General features: G+C 61.7%; 10 protein-coding genes and 1 pseudogene. 6 read left to right on the top strand and 5 right to left on the bottom strand.

The window, feature by feature from the left end:
• Positions 1-578 precede the first annotated feature (578 nt).
• From USDA257_RS12910 to USDA257_RS12900, 3 genes are all read right to left on the bottom strand, one after another.
• Positions 579-1,523: an asparaginase gene (locus USDA257_RS12910; RefSeq protein WP_014763409.1), complete on the bottom strand. Its 945-nt coding sequence runs from the start codon at positions 1,521-1,523 to the stop codon at positions 579-581.
• Complete coding sequence (locus USDA257_RS12905; protein ID WP_014763408.1) at positions 1,520-2,923, bottom strand: aspartate ammonia-lyase; 1,404 nt, start codon at positions 2,921-2,923, stop codon at positions 1,520-1,522. Before USDA257_RS12905 ends, USDA257_RS12910 begins: the two co-directional genes overlap by 4 nt.
• A 75-nt stretch (positions 2,924-2,998) precedes the next feature.
• Positions 2,999-4,462, bottom strand: a complete 1,464-nt coding sequence (locus tag USDA257_RS12900) for an alanine/glycine:cation symporter family protein (protein WP_014763407.1) — start codon at positions 4,460-4,462, stop codon at positions 2,999-3,001.
• 203 nt (positions 4,463-4,665) lie between these two features.
• Between USDA257_RS12900 and USDA257_RS12895 the strand changes: the two genes are divergently transcribed.
• Positions 4,666-5,481 carry a helix-turn-helix domain-containing protein gene (locus tag USDA257_RS12895; RefSeq protein WP_014763406.1) on the top strand — a complete coding sequence of 272 codons (816 nt, stop codon included), beginning with the start codon at positions 4,666-4,668 and terminating at the stop codon, positions 5,479-5,481.
• Between the two features lie 28 nt (positions 5,482-5,509).
• On the opposite strand, the pseudogene USDA257_RS33950 reads toward USDA257_RS12895, so the two are convergent.
• Positions 5,510-5,743 (bottom strand): annotated as a pseudogene (locus USDA257_RS33950) (transposase); the annotation flags it as partial.
• 231 nt (positions 5,744-5,974) lie between these two features.
• On the opposite strand from USDA257_RS33950, the gene USDA257_RS12890 reads away from it, so the two are divergent.
• The 4 genes from USDA257_RS12890 to USDA257_RS12875 all read left to right on the top strand — a co-directional run bounded on the left by USDA257_RS12890 (position 5,975) and on the right by USDA257_RS12875 (position 10,131).
• Positions 5,975-6,340, top strand: coding sequence for a VOC family protein (locus USDA257_RS12890; RefSeq protein ID WP_014763404.1), 366 nt, complete (start codon positions 5,975-5,977; stop codon positions 6,338-6,340).
• 542 nt (positions 6,341-6,882) lie between these two features.
• The gene (locus tag USDA257_RS12885) at positions 6,883-8,409 is read left to right on the top strand and encodes a DUF4153 domain-containing protein (protein ID WP_014763402.1); all 1,527 of its coding nucleotides are present in this window, start codon (positions 6,883-6,885) and stop codon (positions 8,407-8,409) included.
• 13 nt (positions 8,410-8,422) lie between these two features.
• Entirely contained in the window at positions 8,423-9,112 is a 690-nt protein-coding gene (locus tag USDA257_RS12880; RefSeq protein ID WP_014763401.1) for a response regulator, read from the top strand.
• A gap of 2 nt (positions 9,113-9,114) precedes the next feature.
• Entirely contained in the window at positions 9,115-10,131 is a 1,017-nt protein-coding gene (locus tag USDA257_RS12875; RefSeq protein ID WP_041414167.1) for a sensor histidine kinase, read from the top strand.
• A 49-nt stretch (positions 10,132-10,180) separates the two neighbouring features.
• Here USDA257_RS12875 and USDA257_RS12870 read toward each other — a convergent pair whose 3' ends face one another.
• Entirely contained in the window at positions 10,181-12,334 is a 2,154-nt protein-coding gene (locus tag USDA257_RS12870) for a hypothetical protein (protein ID WP_014763399.1), read from the bottom strand.
• A 269-nt stretch (positions 12,335-12,603) separates the two neighbouring features.
• Here USDA257_RS12870 and kdgD point away from each other — a divergent pair, with 269 nt between their 5' ends.
• Positions 12,604-13,509: a 5-dehydro-4-deoxyglucarate dehydratase gene (gene kdgD / locus USDA257_RS12865; protein WP_014763398.1), complete on the top strand. Its 906-nt coding sequence runs from the start codon at positions 12,604-12,606 to the stop codon at positions 13,507-13,509.

Raw genomic sequence — 13,509 nt, 5'->3', positions numbered from 1 at the left:
TTTCAATCGCCAAGATCGGCCGTTATCTTGCGGTGGCGGCCGACCTCCTCGCCGTGACGCCCGGAAGGTCCGGCCGAACTACACAGAGGGCGAGCGGCTGCTGCACTTCCACCCTGCCACGACGATGGTGAAGGCGAATTCTCGACCCATTGGCCCGCCGCCGGCCGATGTAGAGACTCGTCGTTGTATTCCGGATAACGCGAAGTCATTCCGGGCCACTCGACCAGCACTGCATCGCGCTCGGGACGAGGCATTCACGTTAGAGTAGATCGCATACAAGCCACCATTTGGTCTGCATCGAGAACTAGAGACCAACGGCTTGTGCTGATTTCCACAACATCGAGCTCGTCAAGGCGACTGTGCGAGCGGCGGCATCCAACGCGAAGGGGATGCCCCTTCCCCGGCTGAAGTGTCGCTCTCCCGTCAATGTGAGAATCCCGTGTCAATGAATAGGTATCCTGGGGGGGGGTGCCGATCGTCTGCTCAGGCGCAGATCGACTATGCGGTCGTCGTGATCTCGCCGCAGAGCGGCTGCGCGATGCGAGCACGGATTTCCTCCGGGCCCAGTCTTTCGGCGGTCAGGACATGCAATTTGCAAAGGCGGCCTCCAGCGTCATGTCACCGCCCGAGACGACGCCGATGCGGGCCAAGGCGGTGCCTGTGGCATAAGTGTCCTGCGCGACGGCGCCAAAGACGCATTGTGTGGTGTTAATCACGGTCACGCCACGCGCCACGGCCCCGCCAAGGGCCGCAAGCAGCCGCGCGTCCGCCTCCGGCACATTGCCAACGCCGTAGCTACGCAGCACCACCCCGCGGAGATGGGGGGAGGAGAGTGCCACCTCGACGACGGGCGACGAAAGCCCCGGATGGATGGTGAGCACCGCCACCGCCTCTGGCTCGAAATGCTTCGGCAGAAAGAAAGCCTTGGCCTCGGCCGCAAGGAGCAACTCACGATGCAGCACGATTTTGATGCCGGATTCGGCGATCGGCGGATAGTTGGGCGAATCGAAGGCGTCGAAGCGATCGGTGGCGATCTTGCGACTGCGGTTTCCCCTAAGCAGCTTTCGTCCAAAACAGATGCTCACCTCACGGATCGGATGTTGCGCCGCAAGGATCAGGGCCATCTCCAGATTTTTCAGCGCATCGCTGCGCGGCGCCGCAAGCGGAATCTGCGCGCCGGTCAGGATGACCGGCTTGTCGAGACCGCGCAGCATGAAGGAGAGCGCCGAAGCCGTCCAGGCCATGGTGTCGGTGCCATGCAGAACGACGAAGCCGTCATAGGCCTCCCAGCGGCGGACGAGTTCGCCGGCAATGACCGGCCATTGCGCCGGTTGCAGATTGGCGCTGTCGATCAGCCTTTCGAGTTCGACGACATCGCAATCGGGCAGCGGCGCAGCGGAGGCCGTTTCGCCGAGCCGGCGCTTGAGCAGCGCGCCAAACCCCGCCATCGGCTTAAGGCCACTGGGAGTGGCCTCCATACCGATGGTGCCGCCCGTGTGGAGGATGAGGATGCGGCGCTTCATCCGACCTCGGCTCCGGGCCCGAGCATCGCCTCGGGGCTGAGCAACCTTTCGAGCTCCTGCGGCGTCAGCAGCCCCTCGGCGGCGACCAGTTCGCCCACGGTGGCGCCGGTCGCCAATGCCTCGGCGGCGATGCGCGTGGCGTTCTGGTAGCCGATGCGCGGCACCAGGGCGGTGACGATGCCGATGCTGCGTTCGACATGGCGCCGGCACTGCTCGCGATTGGCGCGAATGCCGCGGATGCACCGTTCTTCGAGGATTTGGCAGGCGGTCGCCAGCATCTTGATTGAAGAGAACAGATTGTAGACGATCAGCGGCTCCATGGCGTTGAGCTGGAGCTGGCCGGCCTCGGCCGCGAGCGTGACGGCAAGGTCGTTGCCGATCACCTGATAGGCAACCTGATTGACCGCTTCGGGAATGACGGGATTGACCTTGCCCGGCATGATTGAAGAGCCGGGCTGCATGGCCGGAAGCTCGATCTCGCCGAGGCCGGCGCGCGGTCCGCTCGAAAGCAGGCGCAGATCGTTGGCGAGCTTCGAGAGCTTGATCGCCAGCCGCTTGAGCAGGCCGGAGAAGAGCACAAAGGCGCCCATGTCGGAGGTCGCCTCGATGAGGTTGGCGGCCGGCAGCATCGGCTTGCCGGATATCTCGGCAAGATGGCGGACCACGAGAGGCGCATAATCGGGATGGGTGTTGAGGCCGGTGCCGATGGCCGTGCCGCCCAGGTTGACCTCTGAGAGGAGACGCAGGATCTCGCCGGTTCGCTCGATGTCTTCGCCGAGGTTGACGGCGAAAGCGTCGAATTCCTGACCAAGCGTCATCGGCACCGCGTCCTGAAGCTGGGTGCGACCCATTTTCAAGACGTCGGCAAATTCCTTACCCTTATCCGCAAGCGCTTCCTTGAGCGAGCCGATCGCTGCGACGAGCGGCTCGGCGGCGAATTGCAGGCCGAGGCACACCGCAGTCGGATAGGCGTCATTGGTCGATTGCGACTTGTTCACATCGTCGTTGGGATGCAGGTGCAGGTAAGCACCTTTGGCATGACCGAGCTTTTCGAGCGCGAGATTGGAGATGACCTCGTTGGCATTCATATTGGTCGAGGTGCCGGCTCCGCCCTGGATGAGGTCTACGACGAACTGGTCATGCAGCCGACCGGCAGCGATCTCCTCGCAGGCGGCGAAGATCGCCTCGGCCTTGTGCGGGGCGAGCAGGCCAAGATCGCAATTGGCGCGGGCGGCAGCTGCCTTCACCATTGCGAGTGCCGCTACAAAATGCGGAAAATGGCTGATCGGCACGCCGGTGATCGGAAAATTCTCGACCGCCCGCAGGGTCTGAATGCCGAACCAGGCATCGGTCGGCACCTCCCTATCCCCAAGCAGGTCGTGTTCGATACGCATGTTCATGTCGTTGGCTCGCGAAAGTTGAAAACGACGGGCCGGGTTGTCGCGGCCCGGGGTTCGTGCTGAGAGCGGGATGATCTAGACGCGCGCGCTCCCGCTCGCTGCCACCGCGCCTTCGGGCTCGTAGCCCCAGGCCTCGCCTTTCCAGGCGTCGCGATCTATCCCAGGATAGCCGAATTTTTCCGGATTGAAGACCGGTTCGGAAGCGCCCTGCACCAGTTGCCTGTCGTAATCCCGCATCAGCTTCAGCGCAGGCTTGAAGAGCATGACGAGCGCCAGCAGGTTAACGAGCGCGAGCAGGCCCATGGTGACGTCGGCAAAGGCGAAGATCGTGCCGAGGTCGGAGGTGGCGCCCCAGCCGCACAGGCCAACCACCGCCATCCGGTAAAGAATGATGAGCGGCTTGTTGCGCCCGCCGAACCAGACCAGGCTGTTCTCGCCGAGATAGTAATTATAGATCATCGTGGTGAAGCCGAAGAGCATCATCGCAATGCTGACGAAGACGCGCCCCCACTCGCCGATATGACTCGCGAGCGAAGCTTGGGCGAGGGCCACGCCGACCATTTCGTCTGCGCCCGGGCGGTAGACATCGCCGAGCAGAATGATGAAGGCTGTGCAGGAGCATACGATCAGCGTGTCGATAAACACCGAGAACGCCTGCACGACACCTTGCGATGCCGGATGCGGCACTTGCGCCACGGCCGCGACATTGGGCGCGCTGCCGAGACCGGCTTCATTGGAGAAGAGCCCGCGCCGCACGCCCATAACGATGGCAGCGCCGATGCCACCGCCGATCGCCGGCTCCAGGCCGAAGGCGCTCTTGACGATCAGCATGAGCGTGGCGGGCAAAGCATCGATGTTGAACGCAAGCACGACCAGCGCAATGGCGATGTAGCTCAGCGCCATGACTGGCACCAGCACGTCGGCAATGCGGGCGATGCGCCGGACACCGCCGGCGATGATGATGCCGACGAGGACGGCGATGCCGGCGCCAGTGGCGATCACCGGCAGGCCGAAGGCATCGTTGAGCGACGTGGCCACGGAATAGGACTGCACTCCGTTGAAACCGAAACCGAACGTGACCAGCAAGAGCACCGAATAGACGCCCGCCAGCCATTTCCATCGCTCGCCGAGGCCACGGGCGATGTAATAGGCCGGGCCGCCGCGATAGGTACCATCCGGCTCAGCCCGCTTGTAGGCCTGCGCCAGGGTGCATTCGAAGAAGCTCGTCGCCATGCCGATGAGGCCGACGAGCCACATCCAGAAGATAGCGCCCGGCCCGCCAAGCGTGATCGCTACCGCAACGCCGGCAATATTGCCGCCGCCGACACGGCCGGCAACCGAGAGCATCAGCGCCTGAAAGGAGGAGAGATGGCCATCCGACCCCCTGGCAAAGGCCTGTCCGGAACCAAGAATGCGAAACATGCGCCCGAAATAGCGAAGCTGGACGAAACGCGAGGCAAGCGTAAACCACAGACCAATGCCGATCAGCACGACGATCAGCACCTTGCTCCACAAAAGGTCATTGAGAAAATCGAGCATAACATCCTCCCGTTGGCGCGCGCCGCAATCGTCGGCGCGGTGATGGCCGACCGGCCGCCGCCGGAAAGCCTGAAATCTCCCTGATACGGGCTATGCCCGTTGCCACTCGCTGTGACAACTTGCCGGATTATTGCTAATTGGCGCATTCTGGTGCACGGTTCGCGCCAAAACGCGCTTTCGCTTTTTGACGCTGAGAGAGACCTATGCACGAGAATTTCGCCGCCAACCTACGGCTTTTGTGCAGCTATCGCGGTTCGATCGCTGAGGTCTGCCGGCAAGTGAAGATCAATCGACCGCAATTCAATCGCTATCTCGGCGGCCGCCACTTGCCTTCCGCCCATATTCTGCGCCGCCTATGCGATTTCTTTGGTGTAGAGGAGCACGAGATACTGCTCCCGGCCGTGCGCTTCGCGGAGCTTGTGCAGCTACGTCCTCGCGCGCGCGTCGAAGTGCCGGCTGCAACTCGCGAGGCCGCCCACCTGAGCCGCCTGAAGGCGATGGGGAGCGCGGGCTTAGATAGATATCTCGGCTATTACTTTGAAAACTATTACTCGATGGCCTATCCAGGACGGATTTTGCGTACTCTCGTCCGCTTCGAACAAAGCGAAGGGGGTATCTTTTACCGGCGCAGCGAGCGGCTCGTCGAGCGTCCCGGTGAGAAAGCATATCGCGGCGTCTATCGCGGCGTGGCGCACTTTCTAAGGGACCGGATTTTCCTTGTCGATTATGAGACGCTGACTGGACTGGAAATCAGCCAGACTATCCTGTTCCCTTCTTTCAAAAACCGCATCACCCGCCTGACCGGCCTCAAGCTCGGCGTCTCCGGCAGCGGCGAGCGCATGCCCTGTTGCGCGCGGGTGGTATATGATTATCTCGGCTTTGCAGTGAATCCGCGTCAGGCGCTATCTATGTGCGGCCTTTACGAGCCGGACGATCCGCGGCTTGACGCAGCGCTGCGCGCCGCTGTCACCAACGACATCGCCCCCGGTCAAGTGCTGTTCCGCGCCAACTTCATCTGAGAATTACTCGTGGTCTCGCCTCCCGTCGCTCCAGCCGCCGATCCCACATGCCCGCCTTCCGCCATTGGACGAAGCGATTATAGCAGGTAGTGCGAGTGCCATAGGGCCCGGGTAGGTCTCGCCACGGCGCACCGGATCGCAGCACCCAGAAGATGCCGTTCAGCACGCGTCGATCATAGACGCGCGGCACGCCTCTCGTCTTGTTGGGTAGCAGCGGCTCGATCACGCGCCATTCGAAGTCGGTCAGGTCATATCGGCTCATGTTGAGCCTGAGTCAGAAGCTGGCGCGATATGAAAGCCGCCATTTGGTATGCTGACCCAATGTCGGTCGTATAGGGTGTCATAAACACCGCCGAAATACGACTACGTCCAATCCCTTAAATCCAACTTCTGCGGCTGGCATACAGACAGCCAGCTTCTGCACTCAGCTCCATCGACAGGAAACCTTTGCGCGAGTGGACCGTTCTAGCTACAAGACAGAGGAGAAGGTTGAATGGCATCCGTCCGATACATCGTTGCAGACGTCAACGAGGCGGTCGCGTTCTATCGAGACAATCTCGATTTCAAGATCGACAAGCACAATCCGGGCAAGTTCGCCGCGCTGCTACGCGACGACTTGACGCTGTATCTCAGCGCCCCAGGTGCGGGGAGCGGTGGTCAAGCGGGCGGCGATCCGAAGCCGGGCGGATGGAACCGATTTATGATTGTTACAAACGAGGTCGACGTCCTTATTGAGCGGTTGCGCCGGGCTGATGCAAGATTCCGCGGCCAAATCAGCGACGGCGGTGCCGGCCGCGCCATCTTGCTTGAAGATCCATCGGGCAACGTCATCGAGCTATTCGAGTTCAAGAAGGATTGAGCCTGACGTAAAGCCGATGGCGGCGGACTGTTGGTTTTTATACGTGTGCTCGTGGTCATGTCGCGTTCCGCCTTTGACCAAAAGCGGACGGGCCGGAATCTACCCTATCTCAGTCGTCCAGTTTATGGGTTCATGGCCCACGCGCCGCCAGGGCGGCTCCCGGAGGAGCGCGCCGGCTCCGACCGGGGGCTTCTGACATAAAACCCTGGTCGCTCGAATTCGCCGCTTTTCGACAAGCTCCGCGACTTGAACAAGTTTTCCGGACGAAAGCGTTGAGAAGCGCCGGTTGGCTGGGGCAGCCGCCTCGGCGGGCGCATGCTCCTAAGTTTTTCCCAAGGGCCTGCACGGAATCTGCAATTGCACGCGACATGCTAATGTCATGACCCGCACCGAAATTCCTTCCTCCCTCCCCATTCCAGATCACCTCCGCGTCGACGGCTGGTGGTTGAGTTCCGAAGGCGTCTGCCAGCGCGCCCTATCCGGCCGCGACGGCGCGCAAATGCTTGTCAGGGCCGGCGGCGGCCCCAAGGAGAAAATAGCTGATGACATTTTCCGATAACGCAGTCGTTCCGAATCGGATCGACCGCAGGAGCGCCAGCGCAGCCGTCGGACTTGCCCTCGTGGCGCTGGCCGATGCGCTTTTCTACCAACAGCCGCTCGGCGTGAACGCATTCATCTATGCGATGGCTGTCACCGCCGGCACCCTGTTTTCCGTTCCAAGGCCGGCGACGGCAAAAATTCTTGTCCTTTGCGCGGTGTCGCTCATCGCATCCGCGCCGTTGCTGGAGGCGCCATCCTTCCTGGGGTGCTTGAGTTCGGCGTGCGGCCTCGCGCTAGTGGCTTTGGCCCGATCGAAGCTTGTCCCGCAGCGGCTCGCTGGATTGCCCCCTGTCCTGTACCGCTTTGCGCTTGCAGCTCCGATGCGGCTCGTCCGCGACTGCCATAGGCACTTCGCCAAGGGTGCATCCCGGCACACGACTGCCAAGATCATTCCCGGCCTGGTCATCTGGCTCGTTCCGGGGCTCTTCGCCCTGATTTTCGTGGCCCTCTTTGCGCTTGCCAATCCCGTTATCGAGCGGGCGCTCTCGGCGATCGATCTCGCTGCAGTTCTTCGCTTCTGCAACCCATGGCGCATTGCCTTCTGGCTTCTGGCGGTAGCGGCAGTCTGGCCGCTGCTGCGGCCCCGGCTCAAGCGGCGCAGCAAACCGTCCCCCCGTGCAGAGGCGGCCGGCAAGGCTATCGAGGGCATGCTCCTCGGCGAAGCCACCGTTCTTCGATCCCTGCTTGTCTTCAACGCCCTGTTCGCCGTCCAGACATTGCTTGACCTCCTCTATCTTTGGGGCGGAGCGGAGCTGCCGGCCGGCATGACCCATGCGCAATACGCCCATCGCGGCGCTTACCCGCTGATCATCACCGCTCTCCTGGCCGCCGGCTTCGTCCTCGTGGTCATGCGCAGCGGTGGCCCGGGAGAAAGCAACGCCGCCCTCCGTGGTCTCGTTCACGCATGGATTTCCCAGAATATCCTGCTTTGCATTTCTTCCATCCTTCGACTCGACCTTTATGTCGAAGTCTATTCGCTGACCGAATTGCGCGTCGCCGCTGGCATCTGGATGGCTCTCGTCGCCGTCGGCCTAGCCCTGATCCTCTTGCGCATCTTGTTGCGCCGGACCAACGAGTGGCTGATCGCGACGAATCTGACGGCATTGGCGGCAACGCTCTATGTTTGCGCCTTGGTCGACATTCCGGCGTTGGTGGCGCGATTCAACGTGGTCCACAGCCGCGAACTCACCGGGACCGGCATACCGCTCGACATCGACTACTTGTTAACCCTTGGGCCATCCGCCATTCCGGCCCTGGACACTTTTATTGCTGCGCTGCCCTCAGGCGCCGCCAAAAGCGACTATCGCGCACGTTACACCCGGGCAGGCCTCGCCGCCGACTTTCTTGAATCTGCTTCGGGTTGGCGGGGCTGGAATTATCGCACCCAACGCCTTCACGACTACCTCACCGGGCACATAAACGTTGCAACGCCTGGGGAGGCCGATAAGAACTATCGGGAACAGTTCTGACAGGACATACACGGTGTCACGCATCCTGGTCGTCGACGACGAACCGCACATTCGCGATGTGATTTGCTTCGCCATCGAACGAGCCGGCATGACCACGGTGGTCGCAAGAAACGGGGCGGAAGCAATGATGGCATTCCGGCGCGGCAACATAGATCTTGCCATACTCGACATCGGAATGCCGGAAATAGACGGCCTAGAAGTCTGCCGCCGCATCCGCGCGGAATCGGCACTGCCTATCCTGTTTCTCTCCGCCCGCGACGACGAGATCGACAGGGTCGTTGGATTCGAGATCGGCGGCGACGACTACGTTACCAAGCCCTTCAGTCCGCGCGAGCTGGTGGCCCGCGTCAAAGCCATCCTGAAGAGAGCGAGCGGCATCGCGATTGGGCAGCAACCGTGTCTAACGCAAGGGCCAATCCGGCTCGATCGAGATAGCCGTTCGGTGACCAGCGACGGCATGGAAGTTGGTCTGACTGCAGTCGAGTTCGCCATCCTCGCAACCATCCTCGCTCGTCCGAATACAGTGTTCACCAGGGAACAGCTGATGGGAGCCGCCTATGGCGCCGGCATCCACGTGGCCGATCGGACCATTGACAGCCATGTCCGCAATATCCGGGCCAAATTCGCAGATGCCGGATGCACCAGCGTCATTGCGACGGTGCATGGCGTGGGCTTCAAGCTTGCCCCGGCGCTTGGAACATGAGCATGACGCAGGCACCGAGGGTCAGGCGGAAATGGCGGCCGACATTGGCACTGATCGTCTACGCGGTCCTGCTCGCAGTGCTCGCCCTGCCGATCAGCATTCTCATCTGGCTTCGTACCATTGAACAAGGAACCGGCTCCCTCACAGCCGCGGAGATCGGCGCGCTGGTCATCGCGCTCGCCTTCACTCTGGGTGTTGGCTACGTATTGACGCGCAGCATTACCGGACCGATCGAAGCGCTGATCGGCCGAACGCAGGAAATTGCACAGGGCGGAAAAGCAGCCCTAAAACCGCTGGAGCGTTACGGCACGCGTGAAATCGCGACGCTGTCACAAAGTTTTCTCGATCTTGCCGGTGAGTTGGTCGAGCGCACGGACTATGTGCGTTCCTTTGCTGCCCATGTTTGCCATGAACTGAAGTCACCGCTGACCGCGATCAGGGGTGCTGCCGAGCTTCTGCTGGAGGACGACGCAGAGGCGCCCATGCCTGAAGCGGACAGGCGACGTTTCCTTGAGAATATCCTCGCCGATGCTGAGAGACTCGACCGGTTGCTCGTGCGGCTGAGAGAGCTTGCGCACGCTGAACTGCCGGTGACGAAGGGAAGGACGACGCTCGCAGAGGTCGCTGCCGCATTGGTCCGGCGATTCCCGGCGCTCGAAATTTCGAGTTCCGGCGACACCGAGACCGGCATTGCTCTGACGCGCGAAGCCTTGGCGATTGCAATCGGGAACATCGCCGAAAATGCTCTCCAGCATGGGGCGTCGCGGCTAGAGCTCGATGCTTCTACCAGGGAGCGCACGCTAATCGTCGTCGTCTCGGACAATGGTTCGGGGATCCCGGTCGGTAAACGCGCTCTCATATTTCAGCCGTTCTTCTCGACCCGCCGCGAAAGCGGCGGTACCGGCATGGGTCTGGCGATCGCCCAGGCGATGCTCGCCTCTCATGGCGGCACGATAAGGCTCATGGACGCTCGCGATCGAGGCGCCCGGTTTGAGATCGCCATACCAGTTGCCGGTTGACGCCGTCGCTTCCGGGCCCTGTAGGGCCCAGCCCCCGGAACAGTGCGGCTTATTGCGCGGTTGCCTCGAGGTCGACCTTGTCGAGAAGGAGGATGGGGTTCTCAGAAGCCGCAACAAAATCAAAGGCGCCGATGCCGTTTTCGGCCTTGGATCTGATCGTCAGGTTGAAAGTCCCAGGCTTGGCAATGAAGCGCGAAAGCGCGTCGACCGCGCCCCGCAGTTTCGGCTGGTCGGCCGCAAACTGCTGCAACACCGCCGCGGCCATCATCGTAAACATGCCGCGCGCCTGGTCCTCGGTCACGCCGTTTTGCCCGGCATAGAGCTTGATCCCCTTGGCCATGCCGCCTGTGTCCTCGATCTTGAGCTTCACTTCCCGCGCGGTGAGGCCGAAAAGCGCCACCTGGGTCAAGGCCGCGTCGCCGGAGAAAAAGTCCTTGGTTACCCCACCCATCAGGCCGGAGAGGGAGAGGCTGCCCACGTCCTTGCCGCTGAGCGAAATGTCCTTGATCACCAGGGCCTGCTTGGGCTCATCCCAGGCCGCTTGAATGTTCGAGGAGAGGACCAGCTCTTCGAAGCCCAGTTTGCGGAGCTCTGCGAAGGTCTCATCCTGCGCGTCCGCCGGCACCGGCACGCTCAGATCCTCATAGCGGACGCGGATATCCGTCGGGATACCGTTATAAGGACTGGTGAGCGCCAGCTCATAGTTTTTGAGCGTGAAGCGGATGCGGTCAGGAACGGCTGTGGTAGCAGGCTGCTGCGCGGGATTGGCAGCCTGGCTCGTCTGCTGATCCGCCTCATCCGCCCGCTCGGCATCGGGCATAGGCCCCTCGCCGGCCAGCGCATCCGCCTCGTCGGTTTCGTCGGCGTAGTCTTCTGCATTGGCGTTGCCTGCGCCTGTCTCGGGATTAGGCATATCGACATCGATTCCCGCAACCCGGAACGTGCCGAACTCAGGCAACAGCGTGGTGAACGGGAACGCTCCAAGCTGTTGCTCGTCGAGCCCGGCCATCTTCTTCAGCGCTTCCAGGGTGCTATCCCACGAAAAGCCGGTCATGCTCGCTTCGGAGAGCTTGACGTAGTCGCCGCCCTCGCCCATCGACAGGCCGTGCAAGGCCGCGTCGAGCTTCCGACCGTCCAGTTGAAGCGCCAAACGATCGACGGTGAGGCCGACCTTCTTGCTCTCGTCTTCGCCGTCCTTTGCTGGCGCCTCGATCCTGAGGCCAAGCATCTCCATATCGCCCTTGCCGATCATGTCGGCAACCGACAGGATTCGGGCAAAAAACGCCCGGCGTTCCTCCGGAGCGAGCTCTTCGGGATTTGTGACGGACGTCAACTTCTCCAGCGTTTCGAGAAGCGGCTCGGTCGGCATGCGCATGCTGAACCCGTTGCTGCGCATTTCGTCATAGGCGAAATGCGCCTGGCCGTCCGAGAAGGTGATTGCCTTGACCGAAAGAGGACCGTAGAGCGGCTTTGCCTCCATGTCTTCCGGACCCGACTTTTCCGTGTAAAGTCGGGCCATAGAGGCCGCGTCGAAGTCCCGACCCGTTACTGCGCCGATCGAACCGGTCAGGCGTTCTTTCTTCGTTGCACCGTCTCCATCAGGGATATTCATGGCGAATTCGAAACTGGCGCCGTCGGCGGAATAGCGCGCGACACGGCCATTGGCGATATCCTCCAGGGCCACGTTCTTGTAGATCGTCTTCTGCTCGCTGCCGGCAATCGCCTGGGTCAGGGCAATCTCGGGCGCGGATATCTTCCTTGCCGCAAAGCGTTCGATGCGTTGCGACAGCGAGGCAGCGCTTTTGTTGCTGAGTATTTCGGTGAGCCTACCAGGATCGAGATTGGCGCCTTCGACGCTCGCATGCGGTATGGAGATCTTGCCGATCGCCATTTCGATGTCGAGGCCGTTCACCTCGAGCACCCCGTTCAGGAAGAGGATCTTGGGTCGTCCGTCGACCGCCGCGATATGAACATTGGAGCCATCGGCGAGCGGCAGCGCCACGTCGCGCAGATGAACGCGTCCGAGAAAATCCACCTCGACGGAGCCCGCCTTGCCGCCGCGCTCTGCGAGCAAATCGGTGGCTTTCCTTTCGAGGACGATCTTGCCGCCGGTGACGCCCGCGGCAGCGATCGCAATCACCGCGACCGCCGCCCAAAGCGCCCTGCGCCGGCCCTTGCCGGTTTCCTTCCCTGCTAGCTCCACGATGTTCGTCCTTTCACGACGCGAATGATTGAGACTGCTGCGCGTTGACTAGACATGCGGAGGTTTCTTCGCAAGTTTGGCGGTAGTGCTATTCACCGGTTTCTTGTATTGGCTGCAGCTTGATCTCGATAGATCCAACAAATACATATTATGACTTCCACGCCAAACAGTCTGCCAGGTCATCGGGGCGCGCCGCACGGTGGTTGACTTCCAGCCGATGTCATCATATGACTTCGCAACACATAATACCAATTCATGGGAGGGATCCTTTGTCGCCAGATGAGATCAAGTCTCGCATCGCTTCGGGACTATTGTCGTTTCCGGTTACTCACTTCCACGAAGACTACAGCCTCAATCTCGAGAGCTATCGCAGTCACGTGGAGTGGCTTTCCGGCTTCGGCGCGGCAGCACTGTTCGTCGCCGGCGGCACTGGCGAATTCTTTTCCCTCTCACCGGAAGAGGTTGGCGAGGTGACACGCGCGGCGAAGGAAGCCTCCGGGAACGTGCCGATCATTGCAGGCTGCGGCTACGGCACCGCACTTGCCAGAGAGACGGCCCGCCGCGCCGAAGCGGCGGGTGCCGACGGTCTTCTGCTCCTGCCCCACTATCTCATGGAAGCGCCCCAGGAGGGCATCTACCGGCATGTGAAGGCCGTATGCGAATCCACCGGCCTCGGGGTCATCATCTACAACCGGGCGAACTCAGTCGCCAATGCCGACACGGTCGCTCGCCTCGCCGAGGCATGCCCCAATCTCGTCGGTTTCAAGGACGGTACCGGCAAGGTCGATCTCGTCCGGCATGTGACGGCAAAACTCGGTAATCGGCTCTGCTATATCGGCGGGATGCCCACTCATGAGCTCTTTGCCGAAGGCTTCAACGGCGTCGGGGTGACGACCTACTCCTCGGCCGTCTTCAACTTCGTGCCCGAGCTGGCGCAGCGCTTCTACAAGGCCATGCGGGCGGGCGACCGCGCGACGATGGAGGAGATCCTGCACGGCTTTTTCTTCCCCTTCGCGGCATTGCGCGACCGCGAGCAGGGCTATCCGGTCTCGATCATCAAAGCCGGCGTCGAACTCATCGGACGAACCCCGGGGCCGGTGCGGCCGCCGTTGACGGACCTGAAGCCGAAGGAAAAGGAAATGCTGTGGAGCCTGATCGAAAAGGTTAGGGCATAA

The sequence above is a fragment of the Sinorhizobium fredii USDA 257 genome (genome assembly GCF_000265205.3).
GTDB classification, from domain to species: domain Bacteria; phylum Pseudomonadota; class Alphaproteobacteria; order Rhizobiales; family Rhizobiaceae; genus Sinorhizobium; species Sinorhizobium fredii_B.
Note: the sequence above shows the minus strand (reverse complement) of the source record. Positions and strands in the feature narration are given on the sequence as shown.

Coding starts and splice junctions, on each gene's coding strand:
- USDA257_RS12885 (WP_014763402.1), top strand. CDS start 6,883: ATGACATTTTCCGATAACGCAGTCGTTCCGAATCGGATCGACCGCAGG.
- USDA257_RS12875 (WP_041414167.1), top strand. CDS start 9,115: ATGACGCAGGCACCGAGGGTCAGGCGGAAATGGCGGCCGACATTGGCA.
- USDA257_RS12910 (WP_014763409.1), bottom strand. CDS start 1,523: ATGAAGCGCCGCATCCTCATCCTCCACACGGGCGGCACCATCGGTATG.
- USDA257_RS12905 (WP_014763408.1), bottom strand. CDS start 2,923: ATGAACATGCGTATCGAACACGACCTGCTTGGGGATAGGGAGGTGCCG.
- USDA257_RS12890 (WP_014763404.1), top strand. CDS start 5,975: ATGGCATCCGTCCGATACATCGTTGCAGACGTCAACGAGGCGGTCGCG.
- USDA257_RS12900 (WP_014763407.1), bottom strand. CDS start 4,462: ATGCTCGATTTTCTCAATGACCTTTTGTGGAGCAAGGTGCTGATCGTC.
- USDA257_RS12895 (WP_014763406.1), top strand. CDS start 4,666: ATGCACGAGAATTTCGCCGCCAACCTACGGCTTTTGTGCAGCTATCGC.